Annotated in this window: 24 protein-coding genes; 10 read left to right on the forward strand and 14 right to left on the reverse strand. The window is 65.1% G+C overall.

The features are described from left to right. Window positions 1-17 precede the first annotated feature (17 nt). The 4 genes from CFP68_RS04080 to CFP68_RS04095 are packed head-to-tail and all read right to left on the reverse strand — an operon-like array spanning window position 18 to window position 4,712. On the reverse strand, window positions 18-1,004 hold the full coding sequence (locus CFP68_RS04080) for an ABC transporter permease (RefSeq protein ID WP_099824817.1): 987 nt from the start codon (window positions 1,002-1,004) through the stop codon (window positions 18-20). Next, window positions 1,001-2,500 (reverse strand): sugar ABC transporter ATP-binding protein, encoded by a 1,500-nt coding sequence (locus CFP68_RS04085; protein ID WP_099824819.1) that lies wholly within the window; start codon window positions 2,498-2,500, stop codon window positions 1,001-1,003. Before CFP68_RS04085 ends, CFP68_RS04080 begins: the two co-directional genes overlap by 4 nt. Further along, the gene (locus CFP68_RS04090; protein ID WP_099824821.1) at window positions 2,497-3,657 is read right to left on the reverse strand and encodes a Gfo/Idh/MocA family protein; all 1,161 of its coding nucleotides are present in this window, start codon (window positions 3,655-3,657) and stop codon (window positions 2,497-2,499) included. Before CFP68_RS04090 ends, CFP68_RS04085 begins: the two co-directional genes overlap by 4 nt. Beyond that, the gene (locus CFP68_RS04095) at window positions 3,657-4,712 is read right to left on the reverse strand and encodes a sugar phosphate isomerase/epimerase family protein (protein ID WP_099824823.1); all 1,056 of its coding nucleotides are present in this window, start codon (window positions 4,710-4,712) and stop codon (window positions 3,657-3,659) included. The genes CFP68_RS04090 and CFP68_RS04095 overlap by 1 nt, the downstream gene beginning before the upstream one ends. Window positions 4,713-4,862: 150 nt before the next feature. On the opposite strand from CFP68_RS04095, the gene CFP68_RS04100 reads away from it, so the two are divergent. Continuing rightward, entirely contained in the window at window positions 4,863-5,870 is a 1,008-nt protein-coding gene (locus tag CFP68_RS04100; RefSeq protein WP_241523944.1) for a LacI family DNA-binding transcriptional regulator, read from the forward strand. Here the strand turns inward: CFP68_RS04100 and CFP68_RS04105 are convergent. The 5 genes from CFP68_RS04105 to CFP68_RS04125 are packed head-to-tail and all read right to left on the reverse strand — an operon-like array spanning window position 5,867 to window position 11,119. After that, window positions 5,867-6,784 (reverse strand): SMP-30/gluconolactonase/LRE family protein, encoded by a 918-nt coding sequence (locus CFP68_RS04105; RefSeq protein WP_099824827.1) that lies wholly within the window; start codon window positions 6,782-6,784, stop codon window positions 5,867-5,869. The two genes, CFP68_RS04100 and CFP68_RS04105, sit on opposite strands and share 4 nt — an antisense overlap. Beyond that, window positions 6,781-7,716 carry an ABC transporter permease gene (locus CFP68_RS04110; protein ID WP_099824829.1) on the reverse strand — a complete coding sequence of 312 codons (936 nt, stop codon included), beginning with the start codon at window positions 7,714-7,716 and terminating at the stop codon, window positions 6,781-6,783. The genes CFP68_RS04105 and CFP68_RS04110 overlap by 4 nt, the downstream gene beginning before the upstream one ends. After that, window positions 7,713-8,648: an ABC transporter permease gene (locus CFP68_RS04115; protein ID WP_099824832.1), complete on the reverse strand. Its 936-nt coding sequence runs from the start codon at window positions 8,646-8,648 to the stop codon at window positions 7,713-7,715. Before CFP68_RS04115 ends, CFP68_RS04110 begins: the two co-directional genes overlap by 4 nt. Continuing rightward, complete coding sequence (locus CFP68_RS04120; RefSeq protein WP_099824836.1) at window positions 8,645-10,087, reverse strand: ATP-binding cassette domain-containing protein; 1,443 nt, start codon at window positions 10,085-10,087, stop codon at window positions 8,645-8,647. Before CFP68_RS04120 ends, CFP68_RS04115 begins: the two co-directional genes overlap by 4 nt. A gap of 18 nt (window positions 10,088-10,105) precedes the next feature. Next, complete coding sequence (locus CFP68_RS04125) at window positions 10,106-11,119, reverse strand: ABC transporter substrate-binding protein (protein WP_099825314.1); 1,014 nt, start codon at window positions 11,117-11,119, stop codon at window positions 10,106-10,108. Window positions 11,120-11,359: 240 nt separating this feature from the next. On the opposite strand from CFP68_RS04125, the gene CFP68_RS04130 reads away from it, so the two are divergent. From CFP68_RS04130 to glgX, 8 genes are all read left to right on the forward strand, one after another. Further along, window positions 11,360-12,343 carry a sialic acid TRAP transporter substrate-binding protein SiaP gene (locus CFP68_RS04130; protein ID WP_099824838.1) on the forward strand — a complete coding sequence of 328 codons (984 nt, stop codon included), beginning with the start codon at window positions 11,360-11,362 and terminating at the stop codon, window positions 12,341-12,343. 55 nt (window positions 12,344-12,398) lie between these two features. Beyond that, window positions 12,399-12,974 (forward strand): TRAP transporter small permease, encoded by a 576-nt coding sequence (locus CFP68_RS04135; RefSeq protein WP_099824840.1) that lies wholly within the window; start codon window positions 12,399-12,401, stop codon window positions 12,972-12,974. A gap of 11 nt (window positions 12,975-12,985) precedes the next feature. Continuing rightward, window positions 12,986-14,266, forward strand: coding sequence for a TRAP transporter large permease (locus tag CFP68_RS04140; RefSeq protein ID WP_099824842.1), 1,281 nt, complete (start codon window positions 12,986-12,988; stop codon window positions 14,264-14,266). A gap of 10 nt (window positions 14,267-14,276) precedes the next feature. Continuing rightward, entirely contained in the window at window positions 14,277-15,359 is a 1,083-nt protein-coding gene (locus CFP68_RS04145; protein ID WP_099824844.1) for an Ldh family oxidoreductase, read from the forward strand. A gap of 61 nt (window positions 15,360-15,420) precedes the next feature. Continuing rightward, window positions 15,421-16,155, forward strand: a complete 735-nt coding sequence (gene modA / locus CFP68_RS04150; protein WP_099824846.1) for a molybdate ABC transporter substrate-binding protein — start codon at window positions 15,421-15,423, stop codon at window positions 16,153-16,155. Between the two features lie 5 nt (window positions 16,156-16,160). After that, on the forward strand, window positions 16,161-16,856 hold the full coding sequence (gene modB, locus CFP68_RS04155) for a molybdate ABC transporter permease subunit (protein WP_099824848.1): 696 nt from the start codon (window positions 16,161-16,163) through the stop codon (window positions 16,854-16,856). Then, a complete protein-coding gene (modC, locus tag CFP68_RS04160; protein WP_099825316.1) occupies window positions 16,853-17,959 on the forward strand; it encodes a molybdenum ABC transporter ATP-binding protein in 1,107 nt (368 codons plus the stop codon). The genes modB and modC overlap by 4 nt, the downstream gene beginning before the upstream one ends. Before the next feature lie 139 nt (window positions 17,960-18,098). Beyond that, entirely contained in the window at window positions 18,099-20,159 is a 2,061-nt protein-coding gene (gene glgX / locus CFP68_RS04165) for a glycogen debranching protein GlgX (protein WP_099824850.1), read from the forward strand. Window positions 20,160-20,206: 47 nt separating this feature from the next. On the opposite strand, the gene CFP68_RS04170 is transcribed toward glgX, so the two are convergent. The 3 genes from CFP68_RS04170 to CFP68_RS04180 form a co-directional block, all read right to left on the reverse strand. Next, window positions 20,207-21,049, reverse strand: a complete 843-nt coding sequence (locus CFP68_RS04170) for a C40 family peptidase (RefSeq protein ID WP_099824852.1) — start codon at window positions 21,047-21,049, stop codon at window positions 20,207-20,209. After that, complete coding sequence (locus tag CFP68_RS04175; protein ID WP_099824855.1) at window positions 21,046-22,431, reverse strand: leucyl aminopeptidase family protein; 1,386 nt, start codon at window positions 22,429-22,431, stop codon at window positions 21,046-21,048. Before CFP68_RS04175 ends, CFP68_RS04170 begins: the two co-directional genes overlap by 4 nt. A gap of 77 nt (window positions 22,432-22,508) precedes the next feature. Then, on the reverse strand, window positions 22,509-22,898 hold the full coding sequence (locus tag CFP68_RS04180; protein ID WP_099824857.1) for a hypothetical protein: 390 nt from the start codon (window positions 22,896-22,898) through the stop codon (window positions 22,509-22,511). Window positions 22,899-23,067: 169 nt separating this feature from the next. Here CFP68_RS04180 and CFP68_RS04185 point away from each other — a divergent pair, with 169 nt between their 5' ends. Further along, window positions 23,068-23,715 carry a carbonic anhydrase gene (locus CFP68_RS04185; RefSeq protein WP_099824859.1) on the forward strand — a complete coding sequence of 216 codons (648 nt, stop codon included), beginning with the start codon at window positions 23,068-23,070 and terminating at the stop codon, window positions 23,713-23,715. Here CFP68_RS04185 and CFP68_RS04190 read toward each other — a convergent pair. Then, window positions 23,702-23,914, reverse strand: coding sequence for a hypothetical protein (locus CFP68_RS04190; protein ID WP_099824862.1), 213 nt, complete (start codon window positions 23,912-23,914; stop codon window positions 23,702-23,704). The two genes, CFP68_RS04185 and CFP68_RS04190, sit on opposite strands and share 14 nt — an antisense overlap. 601 nt (window positions 23,915-24,515) lie before the next feature. Then, the gene (locus tag CFP68_RS04195; RefSeq protein WP_099824865.1) at window positions 24,516-25,538 is read right to left on the reverse strand and encodes an aspartate-semialdehyde dehydrogenase; all 1,023 of its coding nucleotides are present in this window, start codon (window positions 25,536-25,538) and stop codon (window positions 24,516-24,518) included. Window positions 25,539-25,686: the final 148 nt, after the last annotated feature.

Below are 25,686 nucleotides of genomic sequence, written 5' to 3' on the forward strand. Positions count from 1 at the left end.
CGGATGTTCCGGCGGTCTTACCCGTCGGTTTTCTTCCCGCGTTGCAACACAACCGCGAGGATGACGATGACGCCCTGGATCGTGCCGTTCAGATACGGGCTGACGATCGAGGCGAGGTTCAGGATGTTGTCGATCAGCGACAGGATCAGCACACCGACGACGGTGCCCCAGACCCGGCCATATCCGCCCTTCAGGGCTGTGCCGCCGATGATGACGGCGGCGATCGCCTCAAGCTCCCAAAGGACACCGGTGGAGGCCGAGGCCGATCCGAGGCGCGGCACGTACATGATGGTGGCCAGCCCGACCAGCATCCCCAGCAGGACATAGGTGGCGATGCGGGTCCGTTGGACGTTGATCGCCGAATACTTGGCGACCTGTTCGTTGGCGCCGATGGCGCCGCAATGGCGCCCGAACGGCAGGTGGCGCATGGCCAGTTCGCCAAGGATCGCGACCAGGGCGAAGACGATGATCGGCCACGACACGCCCAGCAGGCCATCGTAATACACCGGGCGATACAACCCGCGCAGATCGAAATCCAGCGACAGCGTGCCGCCATCCGCCAGCCACGTCACGAGGCTGCGATAGATCCCCATGGTGCCCAGCGTGACGATGAACGCCTCGATCTTGACCGTGGCGATCAGGACGCCGTTGACCCAGCCGGCGATGAACCCGGCGACCAGCGCGGTCAGCATGCCCAACAGGACGACGGGCACCGTCACGCCTATCGACGGGATCAGCGCATTCATCACCAGGATCATCACGCCAGCGACGAACGCGGCCATGGACCCCACCGACAGATCGATCCCCCCCGCCGTGATCACGAAGGTCATGCCGACCGCAATGATGCCGATGAACGCCGAGCGCGCCAGGACGTTCGTGACGTTGCCATAGGACAGGAAGTTCGAGTTGATCGACGCGCCGAGGATGATCAGCACGATCAGCGCCAGAAGCGGGCCGAGCACATGAAAGCTTGGCATCCATGTTTTCGCGGTCGTCTCACTCATGCTGCGTCGTCCTTGCTGGTCATGCCCATCGCCAGTTTCACGATGGTGCGTTCGTTGATGTCGTCGCCGGAAACCTCGCCGACGATCCGCCCCGATGCCATGACCATGACCCGGTTCGCCAGGCCGATCACCTCGGACAGTTCGGACGAGATGACGACGACGGATTTGCCCGATGCGGCCAGTTCGACGATGAAATCATAGATCTGCTGCTTGGTGCCGATGTCGATGCCGCGGGTCGGCTCGTCGATCACGACGATGTCGGGATCGGCCAGCATCGTCTTGCCCAGCAGCAACTTTTGCTGGTTGCCGCCCGACAGGTTGCCGGCCTTCATGTTCCGATCCCCGGCTCGAATGTCGAATTCCGCGATGGCGTCGGTCAGCGCGCGGTCTTCGGCGGCAGTGTCGATCCAGGGGTGGGTGAACTTGTGCAGGGCCAGCAGGGTCAGGTTCTCGGTCAGCCCCTTGTTCAGCAACAGACCCTTTTCCTTGCGATCTTCGGTCAGATACACCAGCCCCGCTTCGCGTGCCGCGCGGATCGAACCGGGTTTCAGCGGTTTGCCGTGGACGGTGACCGTGCCGGTCGCATCGCGCAGGCCGGTCACGCCCTCCATCAGCTCGGTCCGCCCCGATCCGACCAGCCCGGCGAATCCCAGGACCTCGCCCTTGTTCAGATGGAAGCTGGCATCGTGCACCAGTCCGGCAACGCCCAGGTTCCTGACCTCCAGAACGGTCTGGTCCTGCGGCTTGCCCTTGGGTTTGAACAGGTTCGACAGTTCGCGCCCCACCATCGCCTCGGCCATGGCGTCCTGCGTCATGCCCTTGGCCGGGCCTTCGAACACGCGATGACCGTCGCGCAGAACCGTCACGCGATCGGCGATGCGCGCGATTTCATCCAGCTTGTGCGAGGTATAGAGGATCGCGCAGCCTTCGGCGCGCAGGCGGTCGATCAGATCCAGCAGGATATCGGTTTCGCGGGCCGTCAGCACGGCGGTCGGTTCATCCATGATCAGGACACGGGCATCGCGGCCGAGCGCCTTGGCGATTTCAACCATTTGCCGGTTCGGCACGGAAATGTCGGAAATCTTGGCGCGCGGATCGACGGGACAGTTCAGACGGTCCAGCAACCGGCGGCTTTCGTCCTGCATCGCCTTGTGATCCAGGAACGGACCACGGCGCAATTCGCGCCCGAGGAAGATGTTCTCTTCCACCGACAGTTGTTGCGCCAGGTTGAATTCCTGGTGGATCATCACGATGCCCTGCGCCTCGGCGTGTTGGGCATCGTCGAAGACGACCGGCTTGCCATCCAGCAGAACGTCGCCGGATGTCGGCGGCTGATATCCGGCAAGGATCTTCATCGTCGTGGACTTGCCCGCGCCGTTTTCGCCGATCAGGGCGTGCACCTCGCCCGCGCGCAGGTCGAAATCCACATCAAACAGCACCTGGACGGGGCCGAAGCTGCGGCTGACGTTGCGAATGGCCAGGATCGGATCGCTCACGACAGGGTGACCCACGCGCCGTCACGTTTCGACGACCGCACGCAGGCATCGATGAACGCCATGCCTTCCAATCCGTCGTCAATGGTCGGGAACATCACGCCGTCGGGCACCGGTGCCCCGTTGCGATGGGCGCGGATCGCGCGCGCCGCTTCGGTATAGATGTTGGCGAATCCTTCCAGATAACCTTCGGGGTGACCCGCCGGAATACGCGAGACGCGCGCGGCGGCGTCGCCGGTGCCCGCACCGGCACGGGTCAGCAGGCGCTTGGGTTCGCCCAGCGGCGTGAACCACAGGTTCGTCGGATTTTCCTGCGTCCATTCAACGCCGCCCTTGTCGCCGTATACCCGCAGACGCAGACCGTTTTCGTTGCCCACCGCCACCTGCGAACACCACAGCATCCCCTTGGCCCCGCCGTCAAAGCGCAGCATCACGTGGGCGTTGTCGTCCAGCGTCCGGCCATCGACGAAATGATCCAGATCGGCGGCCAGGCTGTGCAGCGGCAGTTGCGTGACGAACCGGGCCAGGTTGAAGGCATGGGTACCGATGTCACCGGTCGACCCGCCGGCGCCGGATTTTTCCGGATCGGTGCGCCATGCGGCCTGCTTGTTGTCGGGCGCCGGCGCTTCGGCCAGCCAGTCCTGCGGATATTCGACCTGCACGACGCGGATCCTGCCCAATTCGCCCGCCTCGATCATCGCGCGGGCCTGACGGATCATCGGATAGCCGGTGTAATTGTGCGTCAGGACGAACAGCGCATCGGATTTTTCCGCCGCACGGGCCAGTTTGCGGGCCTCGGCCAGGGTCGACGTCAGCGGCTTGTCACAGATCACGTGAATGCCGCGTTTCAGGAATTCGATCGCAGCCGCCGCGTGCATGTGGTTGGGCGTGACGATCGCCACCGCCTCGATCCCGTCCTTCAGCCTGGCCTCGCGCATGGCCATCGCCTTGAAGTCGTCATAGCTGCGCGAAGGGTCCAACCCCAGATCCGCCGCCGAGGCCTGGGCCTTTTCGGGTGTGGACGACAGCGCGCCGGCGGTCAGCGTATATTCACCGTCTATGCGCGACGCGATCCGGTGCACGCCCCCGATGAACGCCCCCTGTCCGCCGCCGACCATGCCAAGGCGGATCGGGCCGGTGCGGTCTGCAAATTTTGTCATCAGTCGATCCCCAGCATCTTGCGGTTTGCGGCATCGTCGGTTCCGCCGTCAGCGAAATCGTCGAACGCCTTGTCGGTGACGCGGATGATGTGGTCGCGCACGAAGGCGGCCCCTTCGCGGGCGCCGTCCTCGGGGTGTTTCAGGCAACATTCCCATTCGACCACCGGCCAGCCGTCAAAATCCATCGCGGCGAGTTTGGAGAAGATGGTGGCGAAATCAACCTGTCCGTCGCCCGGGCTGCGGAACCGGCCGGCGCGGTCGATCCACGGCTGATAGCCGCCATAGACGCCCTGCCGCCCCGTCGGATTGAACTCGGCATCCTTGACGTGGAACATGCCGATCCGGTCGGCATAGATGTCAAGGTGGTCGATGTAGTCGAGCTGTTGCAGCAGGTAATGCGACGGATCGTACAGCATCATCGCCCGCTTGTGGCCGTTCACCCGCTCAAGGAACATCTCGAACGTGATGCCATCGTGCAGGTCTTCGCCGGGGTGGATTTCGTAACAGACGTTCACGCCGCAATCTTCGGCATGATCCAGCAGCGGACGCCAGCGTTTGGCCAGCTCGTCGAACGCCGCCTCGATCAGACCGGCGGGGCGCTGCGGCCACGGATACATGTAGGGCCAAGCCAGGGCGCCCGAAAAGCTGGCCATGGCGGTCAGGCCCATGTTCTTGGATGCCGTCAACGCCTGCCTGACCTGATCCACGGCCCAGGCCTGTCGCGCCTTCGGGTCACCGTGGACGGACGGCGCCGCGAACCCGTCGAACCCGATGTCATAGGCCGGATGCACCGCGACAAGCTGACCCTGAAGGTGGGTCGAAAGCTCGGTCACCTCGACCCCGTTCTCGCGGGCCTGCCCCTTGAAGGTGTCGCAGTAATCCTTGCTTTCGGCGGCCTTGGCGAGGTCGATGAAGCGCGCATCCCAGCTGGGCACCTGAACACCTTCATAGCCGCAATCGGCGGCCCATTTGGTGATCGCATCCCATGAATTGAACGGCGCTTCGTCTCCGGCGAACTGCGCCAGGAAAAGCGCGGGGCCCTTCATCGTCTTCATGCCGTGTCCTCCCAGACGTCGCTTGCGATTGGCGCCACTTGATCGGACGCCCGCATGATGTAATCGTTTGCAAACCTACCATACTCTGCGTCAATGCGTTTACAAGGAATTTTTCCGGCACCATGGTGCGGCGTGTTTCGGAGGATCGGCGTGAACGGCAAGGCAATCGGAATCAAGGACATCGCGCGTCTGGCGGGGGTTTCGACCGCCACGGTCAGCCGGACGTTGTCACAGCCGGGCATGGTTTCGACATCGACGCGCGACGCGGTGATGCAAGCGGTGCGCGCCACCGGCTACCGGGTGAACCACACCGCCCGCAACCTGCGGCGTCAACGCACCGGCAGCATCGTCGCGCTGGTGCCGCGTCTGGCCAACCCGTTCTTCTCGCAGATCCTGTCGGGCATGGCCGGCGTGTTCAGCGCTGCGGGATACGGGTTGCTGGTGGCCGACACCGAAGTCGCGCCCGATCCGGCCCGGCAGTTGTCGCATTACATCCACAGCGGCATCGCCGATGGCCTGGTCCTGCTGGATGCCCGTCTACCCCGCGGCGATCTGTGCAACAGGGTGGCGGGCCCGCCGGTGGTTCTGGCCTGTGAATGGATGGACGATGACCTGCCATCAATCACCGTGGACAACGTCGAGGGGGCCGCCGTGGCCGTGCGTCATTTCTGGCAGACGGGGCATCGTCGCATCGGCCACATTACCGGCCCGGCCGGCAATGTCCTGACCGAAAGCCGGCTGCACGGCGTCCGCGCGACCCTTGCGACCCTCGGCAGCGCGCTGCGCGACGACTGGACCTTTCCCGGCGATTTCGGGCTGGAGTCGGGGGCACGGGCCGCGGCGGAATGGCTGGCCCTGAAGGATCGCCCAACCGCGGTGTTTTGCAGTTCGGACGAAATGGCCTGTGGTTTCATCGGCGCGGTGCAACGCGCGGGCCTGAGGGTGCCCGATGCCGTCTCGGTCATCGGCTTCGACGATATCGAGGTTTCGGCACATCTGACGCCCGGTCTGACGTCGGTTCGCCAGCCCCGCACAAGGATCGGGCGCGAGGCGGGCGAGGTCATGCTGTCGATGATCGCGGCGCAAAGCCTGACCGCCCCATCGCGACGGATCCCGCTGGAGTTGATCCGCCGCGCCAGCGTGGCGCCACCGCCCTAGCGGTTTTCGGCCGAGCGCGCGTTCACCGGCACGGAATAGACCGACGTGGTGGCGGTGATCAGCAACCGGTTGCCGCGCGCACCGCCAAAACACAGGTTCGACACCACCTCGGGCACCAGGATCTTGCCCAGCAGCGTGCCGTCGGGCGCAAAGCAATGCACACCATCGGCGGCCGAACACCAGATCCGCCCATCGGTATCCACCCGGAATCCATCCGGCAGCCCGTTGTCGATGGTGCAGAACGTATCGCCGCCGGTCACGCTGCCATCGCCCTGCACGTCGAACACGCGGATGATCGACGGCACCTCGGGATCATGGCTCGATCCGCTTTCGGCAACATAGAGCAGCCGTTCGTCGGGCGAGAACGCCAATCCGTTGGGTTGCGTGAAATCGGAAATCACCGACGCGATCGCACCATCCTTCGGGTCGATGCGGAACACGTTGTGCGCGTCCTGTTCGGGGTCTGCCTTATACCCCTCGTAATCCGACAGGATGCCATAGGTCGGATCGGTGAAATACACCGCGCCATCGGATTTCACCACAACGTCGTTGGGCGAATTCAGCCGCTTGCCGTCATGGCTGTCGGCCAGAACCGTGATGGTGCCGTCGTGTTCGGTGCGGGTGACGGCGCGCGTTCCGTGGTGGCACGACACCAGCCGCCCCTGCGGATCGCGGGTGTTGCCGTTGGAATACTGGCTGGGCTGGCGGAAGGTGGTGCAGTTGCCGTCCATGGTCAGGCGCATCATGCGGTTCGCCGGGATGTCGGAAAACAGCATCACCTGCTGCGCCGGAAACCACACCGGCCCCTCGGTCCATTCGAACCCCGTGGCCAGTTGGCGCAGGTGCGCATTGCCCTGCACCAGCCCGGCAAAGCGTTGGTCGTGAATCTCGTAACACTCGGGTCTGCGGTTCATGCTCTTGCTCCCTTTTTCGAGGCTGCGGCGACGATGCCGATGATGATGCCGCCGGTGACGATCAGGCGCACCCCGGCGCCCAGGCCGTATGAGTTCAGCATCGACACGATGAGGAACATGAACAACGCGCCGCCCCAGATTCCCGGCACGTTGGAATTGCCCCCGGCGATGGAACTGCCGCCGATCACGACGACGGCGATGGACACCAGAAGGTATTCGGTTCCCATGTTCAACGCCGCCCCGCCCGAAAAGCTGGCCAGCAGAAAGCCGGTCAATCCCGCCAGGGTCGCGCATCCGATATAGGTCAGCGCGCGCACCCCTTCGATGGGAACGCCCGACAGGCGGGCCGCGCGTTCATTCTGGCCGAAGGCAGACAGCCAGCGGCCAAAGATGCTGCGATCCAGGATCACCCATGCGATAACCGCCAGAACCAGCGCGACCAGCGCGAGGTTCGGCACACCAAGGGTCGCACCGGTGGTGAAATCCGACAGGGATTGCGGCGGCTTGATCCGCAGGCCCCGGTTCGACCAGATCGCGATGCTCTGAAAGATGAACGACGCCGACAGGGTGGCGATGATCGGCGGAATCCGCAGCAGGCGGATCAGCAGATAGTTGAAGACCCCTGCGCCGAATCCGACGCCCAGCGCGACCATCAGGCCCGGAACGATCAGCGCGGCGTCACCCCCCATGAACTTCAGCGACAGCGTCCCGGCCAGGGTCATGCTGGCGGGAATCGACAGGTCGACGTTTCCCGGGCCAAGGGTGATGACGAACATCTGCCCGATGCCCACGATGGCGGAAAATGACGCAAAGGTCAGGGCGGCCGACAACAGGTCGCCGCCGTTGCGCCCATCGGTCAGCAACAGCGTGGCCGCGAAGGCCAGCGCACCCGCCGCCCAGGACCAGAACCATGGCGCTTTCCAGATCGTCATTGCGCCGCTCCCTTTTTCCGGTTCGACCGGGCAAACAACAGGCGCACGGAAAGCACAAGGATCAGGATCGCACCCTGCGCCCCGATCTGCCAATCGGGCGACAGGCGCATGAACGACAGGAAACTGCCCGCAAGTGCCAGCGTCAGCGCACCGATCACGGCACCCACCGGGGAAATCCGGCCGCCGGTGAATTCGCCGCCGCCCAGGATCACGCCCGCGATGGACAGTAGCGTATAGCGCAGCGCGATGTTCGCATCGGCCGAGGTCGTCAGCCCGACAAGGCAGATCCCCGAGGCAGCGCCGAACACACCGGCCAGCCCATAGGCCGCCGCCTTCAGCCGCACCAGCGACCAGCCCGAGCGCGCCACCGCCCGCGCATTGCCACCCACGGCCCGCAACAGCGCGCCCGACGACGTGCGCATGATCAGAAGATGCGCGATCACGGCGATCAGAACCGACGCGACGATGGCCATGGGCACCAGGGGCGGTTTCACCGTCATGATCGTGCGGATCCACGTCGGCGCGGTGCCGCCCGGCGACGGCAGGATCAGGATCGCCAGGCCGCCCCAGACGAACGACATGCCCAGCGTCACCACGATTGCGGGCAGCTGGCGCAACTCGATCAGCGCGCCGATGGCCGCGTATCCGGCAATCGCCGCCAACAGGATCAGCGCCCCGATCAGCGGTGCGTCGTTCAGATAGGTGGCGGTGACGCAGGCCACGAAGCTGACGAAGGTGCCCACCGACAGGTCGATGTCGTTGACCATGATGATCATCATCTGCGCCACGGTCGCCAGGGCGATGGGCACGGCCAGGTTGAACAGCAGGTTCAGGCCGAAATAGCTCATCGCGCGGGGCTGCATGTAGAAGGTCGCGGCCAGCAGAACCGCCAGCGACGCAATGGGCAACAGGATGCGGAATCTGGCGTTCATGACGTTTGCCCCTGCATCTCGAAGGACGCGGCAAGGATGTTCTGTTCGTTGATGTCGTCACCCGTCAGTTCGGCGGAAATCGCGCCATTGCGGAACACGAAGACGCGGTCGCATTGGCACACTTCTTCGGTTTCGGTGGAATACCACAGGAAGGTGCGGCCGTGTTCGGCCTCGGCGCGGATCATCGCATAGGCGTCCTGTTTGGTGCCGACGTCGACGCCGCGCATGGGGTCGTCCATCACGACGATATCCGCAGACGACGCCAGCGCGCGGGCAAACAGGGCCTTTTGCTGGTTGCCACCCGACAGCGACAGGATCGGGTTGCCCATGTCGTCGGTCCTGATCCCCATGCGTTTCTTCCAATCGGCGCCCAGCGCGCGTTCCGCCTCGCGGTCGACCAGGCCGAAGCGGGTCATCGATGCCAGTGCGGTCAGCGACACGTTGCGCAGGATCGACCACAGCGGCATGACGCCGTCACGCACCCGGTCGCCCGCCACGAAACAGACGTCGGGGTTGCGGACCTGCCCGCGCCCGGCAGAGCGCGCCAGATAGAACCGCGCCAGCGCCGCCGCCTGTCCGTGCCCGGCCAGGCCGGACAGGCCGACCAGTTCGCCACGCCGCGCGCTCAGCCCTTCATCGGTCGTCAGCACCTCGTCACCGATGCGGTTCGGGTCCGCCGCCTGTTTCGCCGCTTCCGACGCGACATGTCCCATGGCGTCGATCAGGCCCTGTTGGGTGAAATCGCCCACCGCGCGCGAATCGGTGATCTTGCCGTCCTTCAGCACGTCGATCCGGGTGGCGACGTCGAACACCTCGCCCAGCATGTGCGAGATGAAGATCACCGCGCCGCCCCCGGCGCAGAACCCGCGGACGTAGTCGGTCAACTGTCCGGCGATTCCGGCGTCCAGCGACGACGTGGGTTCGTCCAGGATCACCAGCCGCGCGGGCACCGGACCGTCGGAAAAGCCGATGGCGATCTCGACCATCTGGCGTTCGGCCAGTGACAGGTCGCCCACTTCCGCGCCCGCGTCGATGCCATGGCCCGGAAACACCGCGTCAAGCGCCGCGGCGATGCGCACGCGGGCGCGCTTGCGCCATCCGGCACCGGTCAGGTCGCGCTGCGGCACGCGCATGTTTTCTTCGACGGTCAGGTTCGGGCACAATGACAGTTCCTGAAACACCGAGCGCACACCGGCGGCCCGCGCCGCCGCCGCACCGGTCGCGGTGGACCCGTCGGGCAAGGTATAGGTCACGTCGCCATCGGTGGCCGTCAGGCCGCCGTTGATCAGGTTGACGGCGGTGGATTTGCCGGCGCCGTTGTGGCCGATCAGCCCGACGCATTCGCCCGATGAAATCGACAGGTCCACCCCGTCGAGCGCGCGGACACTGCCAAAGTGCATCCGCGCGTTCGAGAGGACAACCAGGGGTTCGGTTGCCATGATAAGCTGTGCCTTGCCTTATTGCGCTTCGGCGATGACGGCCTTGGCGTCATCCAGCGAGTATTCGACGTTGGCAACCGATCCGTCCGGCGTGCTTTCCAACGCCTCGTCCAGCGTGTCCTGCGTCACGGTCAGGAACGGCACCGTCAGATCCTTCGGCACCTCGGCGCCGTCCAGGATCTGTTGCGCGACCCAAAGCGCCAGCGTCGACACACCCGGCGCGATCGACAGCGACATGGTTTCATAGCCGTTGGCGTCGCGCTGTTCGGCCCACCACTGCATCTCGTCCTTGCGGTTGCCCAGAACGATGATCGGCGTGTCGCGACCGGCGGCCTTGATCGCCTGGGCCGCGCCGTAACCGTCGCCCCCCTGGGTCACGACACCGACGATTTCGGGCAGCGACGGCAGGATGCCGGCCACGGCCTTCTGCGCGACGTCCTGCGCCCAGTCGCCGTTCACTTCGCCGGCGATGGTGAACTTGTCGTTTTCCTCGACGCCCTGCGCGATGCCGGCGTGGATTTCATCGTCGACGAACACGCCCGCAAGGCCGCGGATCTCCAGAAGGTTGCCGCCGTCCTCGATCCGCTCGGCCAGGTATTCGACCTGCTGCCGGCCCATTTCCTTGAAATCGACGGCGATGCGCCAGGCGCAGGGTTCGGTCACGATGCCGTCGAACGACACCACGGTGATTCCCGCGCCGCAGGCTTCGGCGATTGCACCGTTCAGCGCGGTGGGCGATGCGGCGTTGATGACGATGGCGTCATAGCCCTGCAAGATCATGTTCTGGATCTGCGCGGCCTGTTCGGTCGCCTGGTTTTCCGAGGTCGTGAACGCGTCGGCGGCGGCGATGACGCCATCGGACACGGCCTGATCGCCGATCTTGGCCCATGATTCGAGCATCGCCTGGCGCCACGAGTTGCCGGCATAGTTGTTCGACAGCGCGATCCGCTTGTCGGACGTGTCCGCGAAACCGGCGGCGGGCAGCGTTGCCGCCACCAGCGCCACGGCGCTCAGGAACTTGGCCTTCGACATGATGTTTCCTCCCTCGACGCCTTGGCGCCAGATAAATGTGGGCATCCCTCACCCGGATGCTGCGCAAATCTGTGCCAAGGACGGCGATCTGTAAAGCCTGCCCTTTGCATGACGCCATACCGATCCGGTGATGACCGATGGGTTCGCCATATCCCTTGTCTTGCCGGTCGCTTTACGTAAGGTTGGGCCAGACTGATTTGAAATCAGCGATTTGAACGACCGATCTCGGGAGGAGCTACTATGACGAACATGATGAAAACCCTTTGCCTTGCGGCAACGTCCGCGCTTGCGCTGGGTGCGGTGACCGGCACGGCCGCCGCCGAGACCAAGCTGAAGTGGGCACACGTCTATGAGTCCAGCGAACCGTTCCACACCTGCGCCGTTGCCGCCAACGACCTGCTGATGAAGGCCACCGACGACCGCTACGGCATCGAGGTGTTCCCCGCGTCGTCGCTGGGCAAGGAAGTGGACATCAACGAAGGCCTGGGCTTCGGCACCGTCGACATCATCTATACCGGCCAGCTGTTTGCCGGTCGCGCATTCGGCCCGATCGCCATCGGCGGCGCACCCTTCATGTTCCGCGACTATGACCACTGGGACAAGTTCCGCAATTCGGACCTGTTCGACGAGCTGGCACAGGGATACACCGACGCCACCAACAACCACATCACCGCGATGACGTATTACGGCGCGCGGCACACCACGTCGAACGACCCCATCCTGACCCCCGACGACATGAAGGGCATGAAGATCCGGGTGCCGAACGCCCCCCTTTACATGATGTTCCCCCAGGCGGTCGGCGCCAACCCGACCCCCATCGCCTTTGCCGAGGTCTATCTGGCGCTGCAGCAGGGCACCGTGGACGGTCAGGAAAACCCGCTGCCCACCATCCAGGCCAAGAAGTTCTATGAGGTTCAGAAGAACATCAACCTGACCGGCCACATCACCGACGCCTTGCTGACCATCGTCGGCGGCCCGGCCTGGGACGCGATGGACGAAGCCGACCGCAAGGCGCTGTCGGATGTGACCGTCGAAACCGCCGCCTGCGCGACCGACAAGATCATCCAGGCCGAAAGCGAGCTGGTCGAATGGTTCCGTGGCGAGGGCGTGACCGTCAACGAAGTGGACCGTGGCCCGTTCATCGAGGCCGTGAAAAAGCTGCACAACGGCGATTCGGCGACCTGGGATCAGGCCACCTATGACCGCCTGCAAGCGATCGAGTGACATTGACGCGGGGGCGGTTCGCGCCGCCCTCGCCCCTCTCTGAAGGAGCCCGCCCATGGCAGACGTTCCGCCCCCGACGGGCACCGAACACATCACACAACCCATTCATCTCGAAGAGGAAAAGATCGACCTCTCGGACCTGCAATGGGATGACGGCCCGGTCCTGATCATGTTCTGGGTTCTCGCGTTCATCGTCTTCCTGCAATTCTTCACGCGCTACGTGCTGAACGATTCGCTGGGCTGGACCGAGGAAATCGCGCGCTTCCTGCTGATCGGCGTCACCTTCACCGGTGCCATCATGGCAACACGCAAGCGCACGCATATCGCCGTCGAATTCATCTATCGCTGGGTGCCACGGGGCGGGCGGCGCGTTGCGCAGTTCCTGATCGACCTCACCTCCACGGCGTTCTTTTCGCTGCTGGCGTTCCTGTGCACCCAGATCGCCGGACGCACCAACCAGATGATGGTGTCGCTCAACGTGCCCAAATCGTCGATCTACTGGTATGTCGCGGTCTGTTTCGTTGCCATGGCGCTGTATTCCCTGTGGAACCTCGTGCGGCACCTGCGGTCGGGCACCAGCCCGCTGATCGACCCGGAAAAATTCGCCGACATTACCCCCCTTCGCGACTAGGAGCGCCGACCTTGGATATCATCTGGCTATTCGTCATGCTTTTCGGGATGCTGCTGGTCGGCGTTCCCGTCGCCGTCTCCCTTGCCGGGGCATCGGCGATCTTCATCATCGCCAACGGCTCGCCGCCGCCCATGATCGTCGCGCACCGCATGATCAATGGCGTCGACAGCTTTCCGTTGCTGGCCGTGCCGTTCTTCATCCTCGCGGGCAACCTGATGAACACCGCCGGCATCACGGAACGGATCTTCAACTTTGCGCTGGCCCTTGTCGGGTGGATGCGCGGTGGTCTGGGCCACGTCAACGTCGGCGCCTCGGTGATCTTCGCGGGCATGTCGGGCGCCGCCGTCGCCGATGCCGGCGGCCTTGGCGCGATCGAGATCAAGGCGATGCGCGATGCCAACTACGATGCGGGCTTTTCCGTCGGCATCACCGCCGCGTCATCGACCATCGGACCGATCATTCCACCTTCGCTGCCCATGGTGATCTACGGCGTCGTCGCCGGTGCCTCCATCGGCCAGCTGTTCGTGGCCGGCTTTATCCCCGGCATCCTGATGGCCGGATCGCTGATGCTGATGATCTCGTGGTTTGCCCGCCGCAAGGGTTTTCCGCGCGATCAGCCGTTCTACTGGTCGGTGCTGTGGTCGACGTTCCAGCGCGCGTTCCTGTCGCTGCTGACCCCGGTCATCATCGTCGGCGGCATCCTGACCGGTGCCTTCACCCCCACCGAAGCGGCCGTGGCTGCCTGTGCCTGGGCGCTGTTCCTGGGGCTGGTCGTGTACCGCACCCTGACCCTGCCCCGCTTCCTGCGCGTCAGCTATGACACCATCGAAACCACGGCGGTCGTTCTGCTGGTGGTCGGGGCCGCCGCGATCTTTGCCTGGATCCTGACATCCAACCGCGTGCCCGAACAGTTTGCCGCGGCCCTGCTGGCGGTGTCCGACCGGCCCTGGGTGATCCTGATCCTGATCAACCTGATCCTGCTGCTGGTCGGCTGCTTCATGGAAACCGTTGCCGCGATCACCATCATGGTCCCCGTGCTGCTGCCCATCGCGATCGACATCGGCATCGATCCGGTGCACTTCGGCGTCATCATGGTGCTGAACCTGATGCTGGGATTGCTGACGCCACCGGTCGGGATGGTTCTGTATGTTCTGGCCCGGGTCGCCAAGATCCCGTTCGAGAAATGCGTCGCGGGCACCGCGCCGTTCCTGATCCCGCTGGTCGCGGTTCTGCTGCTCATCACCTTCGTGCCGGCCATCACCATGTGGCTGCCCACCCTGATCTATCGCTAGGACGATCCAAATGACCAATACCTTCGCAGGCACGACCCGTGCCGACGTCTCCGACGTCTCGACCTTCGTGCGCGCCGTGCTTCTGGGCATCGGCGCGGACGAGGCGACGGCGGACGCCTGCCGCGATTCGCTGATGCACGGCTCGATCCACGGTGTCGACAGTCACGGCGTGCGGCTGATGCCGCATTATGCCAAGGCGCTGAAAGGCGGGCGGCTGAACAAGACGCCGAAGATGAAGTTCACGCGCACCCGTGCCGGATCGGGGATGCTGGACGGTGACGATGCCCAAGGCGCGCTGCCGACCTATACCGCCATGGACCACGCCTGTGATCTGGCCCGCGAGGCCGGGATTGGCGCGGTCGGCATCACCAATTCGTCGCACTTCGGCCCCGCGGGCGCTTATACCCTGCGCGCGGCAAAAAAGGGAATGCTGGCGTTTTCGACCTGCAACTCGGACAGCTTCGTGCGCCTGCACGACGGCGCGTCGCGGTTTCACGGCACCAACCCGATTTCCGTTGCGATCCCGTCAGGGGCCGCCGATCCGTGGCTGATGGACATGGCCACCTCTTCGGTGCCGTTCAACCGGGTCGAATTGTACCGGTCGCTGAACGCGTCCCTGCCCGAGAACGCCGCATCCGACGAAAACGGCGTCGACACCACCGACCCCCATGCCGCCGCGATGCTGGCGCCCATGGGCGGTTTCTTCGGCTTCAAGGGCGCGGCCCTCGGCGGCGTTGCCGAGATCTTTTCAGCCGTGATGACCGGCACGCGCCTGTCGCCTGACATCGCACCGATGGGCGGGCCCGACTTCTCGACCCCGCGCAACTGTGGCGCCTTCGTCATCGCGCTGGACCCCGAGGCCTTTGCCGGAAGCGAGCTGGTGAAGGCCGCGATGGTCCGGTATCTCGATCTGCTGCGCAATTCGCCCGCGCGCCCCGGCACCAAGGTGATGGCACCGGGCGACCGCGAATGGGCCGAAGCCGCCCGGCGCCGCGCCGACGGCATTCCGCTGGACCCGGTCACGCTGGACGGTTTCGCGGCGCTGGCCGACGAACTGGGAATGGACCGGCTGGTCGTGACCGACCAGAAATAACGGTTGCACCCGTGACACGGGGTGGCGATGGTCAGGGACGCCGCCACCAAGGATTGTCGCTATGCTGCGTGCCGTCACCCTGTGTCTTTTCCTGTTTCCGACGCTCGCCGTTGCCGACGTGACCATCTTCGCCGCCGCGAGCCTGAAAACCGCGCTGGATGAAATCGCGGCCGGGGTGGACGACCCGGTGCTGACAATCTCCTACGCCGGATCGTCGACCCTGGCCCGACAGATCGAACAGGGCGCCCCGGCCGACATCTTCATCTCGGCCAACACCGACTGGATGAACCGCCTGGAATCGACAGGTCTGATCGTTCCCGGCACGCGCACCGACCTGCTGGGCAACAGCCTGGTCCTGATTTCGCACCAACCCCGGACCCTGGACCTGACCGCCGATCCGGACCTTGCCGGGGCCTTGAACGGCGGCCGTCTGGCCATGGCGCTGGTCAATGCGGTGCCGGCCGGGATCTATGGCAAGGCCGCGCTGACATCGCTGGGCCTGTGGGAGGATGTGGCGCCATCGGTCGCGCAGGCCGACAATGTGCGCGCCGCGCTTGCCCTGGTCGCGCTGGGCGAGGCACCGCTGGGCGTGGTCTATGCCACCGATGCGAACGCCGAACTGCGCGTGCATGTCACCGCGACCTTCCCCGCCGACAGCCATGCCCCGATCGTCTATCCCCTGGCCGCCATCCGCCGCAACGACGAGATCGACACCGCGCTGGAAATCCTGCAAGGACCGGCAGCGGCGGCGATTTTCGAAGCCCAGGGGTTCACGGTGCTGCGCGGACCGGAGTGATCTGAATGACATGGCTGACCCCACAGGAGATCGACGCCATCGCCCTGTCGCTGCGCGTTGCCTTCTGGGCCACGCTGTTCAGCCTGCCGCTGGCGATCCTGACCGCCCATGCCCTTGCGCGGTGGCGCTTTCCGGGGCGTCAGATGCTGAACGGGCTGGTCCATCTGCCGCTGATCCTGCCGCCGGTCGTCACAGGTTATATCCTGTTGCTGACGTTCGGCACGCGCGGCCCCGTGGGCGCGTTCCTGCAGGATCACTTCGGGATCGTCCTGGCGTTCCGCTGGACCGGGGCCGCCCTGGCCGCCGCGATCATGGCGTTTCCGCTGATGGTGCGGGCGATCCGGCTGTCGCTGGACGCCGTGGATCCGCGGCTGGAACAGGCCGCCGGAACGCTGGGCGCGTCGCGCCCCTGGATCTTTGCCACCGTCACCCTGCCCCTGATGCTGCCGGGGATCATCACCGGCGCGATCCTGGCCTTTGCCAAGGCGATGGGGGAATTCGGCGCCACGATCACCTTCGTGTCGAACATTCCGGGCCAGACACAGACCCTGCCGTCGGCCATCTATGCGCTGATCCAGGTTCCAGGCGGCGAAAGCGCGGCGTTGCGCCTGGTCCTGATCTCGGTCGCCATCGCCATGGCCGCGCTGTTGCTGTCGGAATGGTTGTCGCGCAAGGCGGCGCGCCGCGTGGCTGGCGCATGAGCCTGTCGGTCGCCCTGCGTCATCGTTTGCCCGGCCTGACCCTCGATATCGCGTTTGAGGCGCCGCCGGGCGTGACCACCCTGTTCGGGCGATCCGGCGCGGGCAAGACGACGGTGATCAACGCCGTCGCGGGCCTTTTGCGCCCCGATGCGGGCCGGATCGTATCGGGCGGCGCAGTGCTGAGCGACAGCCAGACGGGTATCTGGCTGCCGCCGCACCGCCGACGCATCGGATACGTGTTTCAGGACGCGCGCCTGTTTCCGCACCTGTCGGTGCGCCAGAACCTGACCTATGGGCGGTGGTTCAACGGCGGGCGGCGCGACGCCGACGACATGGCGCGCATCCTTGACCTGCTGGGCATCGAAGCCCTGCTGGGCCGGCGCCCCGCAGCCCTGTCGGGCGGGGAAAAGCAACGTGTCGCCATCGGCCGCGCCCTGCTGTCGCGCCCGCGCCTGTTGCTGCTGGATGAACCGATGGCGGCGCTGGACGAGGCGCGCAAGGCCGAGATCCTGCCGTTCATCGAACGCCTGCGCGACGACGCACGGGTGCCGATCCTGCACGTCAGTCATTCGCTGTCCGAGGTTGCCCGCCTTGCGACCACCGTCATCGCCATCCACGACGGCCGTGTCGTGCGCGCCGGGCCCACCGCCGACGTCCTGGGCGATCCCGAAGCGGTGCCGACCATGGGAGTGCGCGGCGCCGGCGCGTTGCTGACCGGCCGCGTCATCGCACATCACGACGACGGCCTGAGCGAGATCGCGCTGAGCGCGACACGCCTGTTCCTGCCCCGCGTCGCAACCGCGCCGGGCCATACCATGCGGGTGCGTATCGCGGCACAGGACGTCGTTCTGGCGCTGGACCGGCCGGGCGCGATCTCCGCCCTCAACATCCTGCCGGCCACGATCGTCACCCTGCGCCAGGGGCAGGGGCCGGGGGTGATCGTACAGTTGCAATCGGGCCAGGACCGCCTGCTGGCACGCATCACCCGCCGGTCGGCCGACGCGCTGGGCCTTGCGCCGGGCATGGCCTGCTTCGGCATCGTGAAATCCGTCTCGGTCGCGCAGGACGACATCGCACCCGGCCCTCGACCGCCGCGCGAATAATGACACCCGCGGCCGGGGCGGCCTTCTTATTCTGCGCGCGCGCCCTATCTGCGATGAAACGACGCGGCCCCAGAAGAAGCCGCAGCGCCCGAAGGATCGATCCGGCGGGACAACATCAATACACAAGGTCACGCCCGTCATGAATGATACCACCACGGCTCCCCAATTTGATCGCGCATTGGGCCAGTCCCACACCCTTGGCGCACGGGTGCGCGACGGCGGCACCAACTTTGCCCTGTTTTCCGACAACGCCACCAAGGTCGAACTGTGCCTGTTCGACGAGACGGGCCAGACCGAACTGCACCGCCTTGCGCTGCCCGAAACCGAAGGCGGCATCTGGCACGGTTTCCTGCCGGGAATCGGCCACGGCCAGGTCTATGGCTACCGCGTGCATGGACCGTGGGCGCCGGAAGACGGCCACCGGTTCAACCCCAACAAGCTGTTGCTCGACCCCTACGCGCGCGAACTGGTGGGCCAGATCGAATGGGACGATGCGCTGCACGGCTATACCGTCGGCACCGACGACACGGTGATGGACGACCGGGATTCAGCGCCCTTCATGCCCAAGGGCATGGTGGTGCAGGACGCCTATGAGTGGGACCAGTCCAACGCCCTGCGGCATCGTTACTCGGACAGCGTGATCTACGAGGCCCACGTCAAGGGTCTGACCAAACGCCACCCCGGCGTGCCCGAAGAGGATCGCGGCACCTTCGCGGGCCTGGCGTCGGACGCGATGATCGACCACCTGCACCGCGTCGGCGTCACCGCGATCGAGCTGCTGCCGGTCCATGCCTTCGCCAACGATCAGTTCCTGGTGCAAAAGGGGCTGAGCAACTATTGGGGCTACAACACCCTGTCCTTCTTTGCCCCGCAACAGGCCTATCTGAAAAGCGGCCACGTCGCCGAGGTGCAGCACGCCGTCGACCGGTTCCACCGCGCCGGGATCGAGGTGATCCTGGATGTCGTCTATAACCACACCTGCGAAGGCAACGAGATGGGGCCGACCCTGTCCTATCGCGGGATCGACAATGCGTCATATTACCTGTTGTCCGAGGACAAGCGCCACAGCTTTGACACCACCGGCACGGGCAACACCCTGAACGTGGCGCATCCCATGGTATTGCGCATGGTGCTGGATTCGCTGCGCTATTGGGTCGAGGTCATGCATGTCGACGGCTTCCGCTTCGACCTGGCATCGACCTTGGGGCGCGAGGCGACAGGGTTCGAGCGTGAGGGCGCGTTCTTTGCCGCGATCCGCCAGGATCCCGTGCTGTCGGGCGTCAAACTGATCGCCGAGCCCTGGGACATCGGCGAAGGTGGCTATCAGGTTGGCGGATTTCCCTGGCCGTTCCGCGAATGGAACGACAAGGCGCGCGACGATATCCGCGCGTTCTGGCGGCGCGATCCGGGCCTCGCCTCGGCCATGGGCGAACGGCTGACCGGATCGCCGGTGCAGTTCCAGCATTCCAACCGCCCGGCCACGTCGTCGATCAACTTCATCGCCGCCCATGACGGGTTCACCACCCACGACACCGTGTCCTATGACGACAAGCACAACGATGCCAACGGCGAAGACGGAAACGACGGCCACGACCACAACCTGTCGCACAACCTGGGCGCCGAAGGCCCGACCGACGATCCCGCCATCCTCGAGGCGCGCTTTCGCCGCGTGAAGGGGATGTTGGCCACGCTGGCGCTGTGCCAGGGCACGCCGATGATCCTGGCCGGGGATGAATTCGGGCAAAGCCAGCAGGGCAACAACAACGCCTATTGCCAGGACAACGAACTGGCATGGCTGGATTGGGACAACGCCGACGAGGCGCTGACCGATGCCGTGGCGGCAATGCTGTCGCTGCGCAAATCGATGCCGGGTTACGTGTCATCGCACTGGGCGGTCAGCGAACCCGCCGAGGGGCACAATACCGTCACCTGGTGGCACCCCGCGGGCCGCGAGATGACCGATGAGGACTGGAGCGATGACGCAACAGCCTGCATCGGCATGCGCACCCGAACGACGGCCGGTCTGGACGTGCTGGCGTTCTTCAACACCGGCGACGACATGGTGGCATGCCTTCCCGACGGCGCGTGGACCCGTCGCCTGGATACGGCGCAGGCCGACATCGCCTGCGACGACGCCGCGAACGACAGGCTGGACATCGGGTGGCAATCGGTGGTGGTTCTGACCCGACAGGACGGCTGACGACGAACGGCGCGGCACCGGCCGCGCCGGTTTCATTCAGGGCGGCGTCAGACCACCAGACGCCGGTGCATCGTCACGGGACCATCGCCTCCCGCCTCGATCCGGCGGACCGCCTTTGCGATATCCTCGCGCAGGGTGGTCATGCCGTTGGCGGTGGCATGGATCATCGTTTCGGGATCTTCGACCAGCGCGACGTGACCCTTCCAGAACAGCACATCGTTGCGGCGCAGGTCCGCCCCGGCGGGCAACACGGTGCCCAAGGTGCGCGATTGCTGGTCGCTGTCGCCGCGACAGGAAATGTCGGCGGCAAGGCAACAGGCCTGCACCAACCCCGAACAATCGATCCCATCGGCGGTATTGCCCGCCCAGAGGTATGGCGTGCCCAGAAACAGCAGCGCGGTCGCGGCCGGATCGGGCATCGGATCGTCCAGCGCGCGCAAGTGGTCGCGCGGCACGATCCCGCCGCCACCCGACCATTCGACCCCGGCCCATTTGTCATCCCCGCCGGTCACCGTCAGGCGTGCCCCGAACGGCAATCGCACCAACGGCGGCGCCTTGAACCCGGCGTCGGGATAGATGTGCGACACCCGATGGCGTACGGCATGGGTGGGCGCCATCGGATCGCCCAGCGCCGACTCGCGGGCATACCCGCAATAGCCATCCTTCTGCGCGCGGACGAAGGCCCATCCGTCGCGCCGCTCGAACACGTCCAGCAGATCGCCGAACAGGGCGTGCCGATCCAGCGGGCCGTTCGGTGCCGCGTGAATCCCGGCGGCGAAATCCTGCACTTGGGCGGGAGTAGGCACCACGAACTGGTCGGCCTCGACCAGGCCGACCAGCTCGGCGGCGGCAACCCGACCGTTCGCGGGGGTTTCGCGCCGGTCGCTCACAGCTTCAGCAACGTCGGCAGCGCGTCAAGGATGGCACGCGCGCCCTGCCCGACACCGCCCTTGGGCCGTGCCGGCGCGGCGGTGGGGTTCCAGCCGTAGATGTCGAAATGGACATAGGGCGCGGCATCCCCGACAAAACGGCGCAGGAACAGCGCGGCGGTGACCGATCCGGCAAACCCGCCAGACGGCGCATTGTCCAAATCCGCAATCCCCGGCTCGATCATCGTCTCATAGGGATCCCAGAACGGCATGCGCCACAGCGGATCGCGCACCCGGCCTCCGGCATCGGACAAGGCAGCGGCCATTTCGCCGTCATCGCAATAGAACGGTGCCAGATCGGGTCCGACCGCGACACGCGCAGCCCCCGTCAGCGTTGCCATGGAAATCGTCAGGTCGCTGTCGCTTTCGGCCGCCAACGCAAGTGCATCGGCCAGCACCAGCCGCCCTTCTGCATCGGTGTTGTTGATTTCGACCGTCAGCCCCTTGCGCGAGGTCAGGATGTCGCCGGGCCGGAAGGAATTGCCCGACACCGCATTTTCCACCGCCGGGATCAGCACGCGCAACCGCAACGGCAGCTTCAGCGCCATGATCATCCGCGCCAGGCCCAGAACAGTGGCCGCGCCGCCCATGTCCTTTTTCATCAGACCCATGGACGATCCGGGCTTCAGGTTCAGCCCCCCGGTGTCGAAACACACGCCCTTGCCCACAAGGGTCAGGCGCGGCCCGGCGGTGCCCCATGTCATGTCGATCAGGCGCGGCGCCCGATCGGACGCCCGGCCGACGGTATGGATCATCGGGAAATTCCGCGTCAACAGGTCGTCACCGGTGACGACTTCGATCGCGGCGCCAAAGCTGTCGGCCAGATCGCGCGCCGCCTGTTCCAACTCGGCGGGGCCCATGTCGGACGACGGGGTGTTGATCAGATCGCGCGTCAGACTTTCGCCCTCGGCGATCGCGATCAGGCGGGCCGTATCGCAGCCTTCGGGTGCCACCAGCATCGCCTTCGGGGGCTTGACGTCGGCATATCGGTCAAAGCGGTATCCGGCCAACAGCCAGCCCAGCGCCGCTTCGTCCCGCGCCTCTGGCGTCAGATCGGTGGCAAGATGCCAATCGCCTTGCGGCAGACTGGCTCGCGCACCGCCCAGAACAAAGCGATGCCGCGCCGCCGTTGCCGGATCGCCCAGTCCCACCGCGGCCATGGCCGGCGTGCCGTCGTCGCCGGGAACGACCAGCACGGCACCAAGCGCACCGGCGAAACCCTGTGCTTCGGCCCAGCGCCGGGCAACCTGATCCTGGGCTGCGATCCACGATTCGGCCTGATCGCTGTCGACCAGGTAAAGCGGGCGGGAGTGTGACGCATTGTCTGCAAAACCAGGGGACATTCGGGGTGGCCTTTCTCGGAACTCTGTCCCGGCACACCCTAACGCTCCCGACCCGGCCCGCAAGCCCGGCGGCGCGGTCAGACGATACGATCCTGAAGATTCCAGATCACGCTGAGCGCCTCGTTTCCGAGCCGCATCAACCGGGCCAGATTGGCCGCAAGCGCGACACTGTCATCACCCGCCGTCAGGCCGGCGACGGTGCGCGCCACCCGCGACAGACGCTCAAGACCCAGCGCGCCGGCGATCTCGCCGATCTCGCAGCAGGCCGACGCCAGATCGCGAAACCGGCTGTCGCGATAGGCGGCGGGCAACTGTGCAAGATACAACGCCAAGTCTTCCAGCGTTTCGGCAACGCCCGCGTCCGCCGGCCCGGCCCCGTCATCGCGGCCCAGCGCGGCGATCGAGGTCGGATTAATGCGCACCGCTTCGTAGAGCGTCAGACGCAGGATGTTCTGTTGATCTTCCATAGTTTCCCCTGTCGGCCCCCACCGCAGTCGGTGTCGTCGTGCCCCGGCCACGACCCGGGCAACGTTTCAAACGCCGGATCGTTGCAGGACTGTCGGTATTTCGCTTTCCGATTCCGTTCGCCGTCGGTTTTCGGTATGAGCGGTAAAAGACCCGGAAAAAGGCCCGCCCATGGATTTCGTCAGACCGCTCCCGACGTTTCTCGCCCAGCGATATCACGGGTGGAAAGCCACGACCTTTGTCGAGAACAAGGCGTGGTATCGCCGCCTGGCCGAAGAAGGCCAGCGGCCCCGTGTCATGGTCATCGCCTGTTGTGACAGCCGTGTGCATGTCACCTCGATCTTCGGTGCCGAACAGGGCGAGTTCTTCATCCATCGCAACATCGCCAACCTGGTTCCGCCCTATGAACCCGACGGCGCGCAGCACGGCACGTCGGCGGCCGTCGAATACGCGGTCAATGTGCTGCACGTGGCCCATGTCATCGTCCTTGGTCATTCAAACTGCGGTGGTGTTCAGGGCTGTTACGACATGTGTTCTGGCCAGGCGCCGGATCTGGACCAGAAGACCAGCTTCATCGGCCGGTGGATGGATCTGCTGCGCCCCGGTTTCGAAAGCCTGCCGGAAGGTGACGACGCCATGCGCCGGACCGAGTTGGAGAAACGCGCCGTGATCGTATCGCTGGAAAACCTCATGACGTTTCCCTTCATCGCCGAGGCCGTGAAGGCCGAACGTCTGAGCCTGCACGGTATCTGGAAAGAGATCGCCGAAGGCGCATTGCTTGCGCTGGACCCGGAAACCGAGAAATTCATCGAAGTCTGAGCGGCTCGCCCGAAAACTGTCCGAACATGATGCGCCGCCGGCCCATGCGGATGCGCAGATCCGACAGGTGACCGATCACCGATGCGACGCGGCGGTCAGTCGTGCAATCGCGGCTTGCGAAGATGTTCACGCGCTGCTCATGCACCCTGCTCAGCGCATCCAGCCTGCGTTGGCGTGCCTTGGTTTCAAGATCGATCATGGTCTTTCCCCTCGTTATTCCCTGTCTGTCGCGGCGCCGACAATGCGGCCAACCCGTGGTCGTGCAGCCGTATCGCCGGCCCTTGCCGACCGGGACCGGCCGACGCAAAAGGTTTTCCGACGCACGGGTTCGCGTGCCCCTGTCGGATCAACGTCGATGGCGCCCCGGTCTGGCTGTGCACGTCATTCTGATGATCTGTTACTGCCGCGCCGGTTGGCGGGCGGTGTGCCATTGCCGTTCTGGCAATCGCACTGTGCGAGGTGGTCCGCGGTTGCGCCGTTATCAGGGCACCCCTGCCCCGATCCGACCCGTCTGACGCACCTTCGCGCCTCTTCCCCTCGACCCGAACCTGTCCGAGTACATGGGAGTGTTATACGGCACAGGCATTTCAGATAGGTTACGGAAACCCCTGCAATTTCCCCGCCGCTGTTTACCGGGCGCTAAGCCATTGTCGGCGGACGAACACGGGGATGGCGCGATTCCGGCGGGGTTGGCCTGTCCGGGCTCGTGGGGCGGGCGCCCTTCGCAAAGGGGGATGGCGCCCGCGATGAAGATCGCGGCGCGCCTTGTCATGCCGATTCGCAGTGCTGGCGACCGCCGGTCAGCCTTTTTTCAGCACCCGGTTGCCCAGCAATTCGGCGATCTGCACGGCATTCAGCGCCGCGCCCTTGCGCAGGTTGTCGGACACGCACCACAGGTTCAGGCCGTTGTCGATGGTCGAATCCTGTCGGATGCGGGAAATGAAGGTCGCGAAATCACCGACGCATTCGATGGGGGTGACGTAGCCACCGTCCTCGCGCTTGTCCACGACCATGATGCCGGGGGCTTCGCGCAGGATGTCGCGGGCTTCGTCCTCGTCCAGGAAATCCTCGAACTCGATGTTGATCGCTTCCGAGTGGCCGACAAACACCGGCACCCGCACGCAGGTCGCGGTCACCTTGATCTGCGGATCCATGATCTTTTTCGTCTCGGCGACCATCTTCCATTCTTCCTTGGTCGATCCGTCTTCCATGAAGACATCGATGTGGGGAATGACGTTGAAGGCGATCTGCTTGGTGAATTTCTTGGCCGGCTTGTCGTCGGTGGGGTTATAGATGCTCTTGGTCTGGTCCCACAGCTCATCGATGCCGTCCTTGCCGGCGCCCGACACGGATTGATAGGTCGATACGACAACCCGCTTGATCCGCGCCCGATCGTGCAGCGGCTTGAGGGCGACCACCATCTGCGCGGTCGAACAGTTGGGGTTGGCGATGATGTTCTTCTTGGAATACTCGGTGATCGCCTCGGGATTCACCTCGGGCACGATCAGCGGCACCTGTGAATCATAGCGATACAGCGATGAGTTGTCGATCACGACGCATCCCGCCTTGGCGGCCTTGGGCGCGTATTGCTTCGTCGCCTCGGACCCGATGGCGAACAGCGCCATGTCGTAGCCGGTGAAATCGAAGGTATCCAGATCGCGGGTCTTCAAAGTTCGCTCGCCAAAGCTGACCTCGGTTCCCAGCGATTTGCGCGAGGCAAGCGCGACGATCTCGTCCGCAGGAAACTGGCGTTCAGCCAGGATGTTCAGCATTTCGCGGCCCACGTTGCCCGTGGCGCCCACGATGGCGATCTTGTAACCCATGACGGGACTCCTTGGTCAGATGACGGCGTCTGATAGCGCAGGCATCCCCCGTGGGAAAGGGGCGGTTTGACGTAGAGCCCGCCATCGGCGCAATCGGGCGTGGCGACAGGCGCCACGGTCTGGTACCAGCGGTCACGGCAAACCCCGG

The sequence above is a fragment of the Oceaniglobus indicus genome, assembly GCF_002751875.1.
Lineage (GTDB): Bacteria > Pseudomonadota > Alphaproteobacteria > Rhodobacterales > Rhodobacteraceae > Oceaniglobus > Oceaniglobus indicus.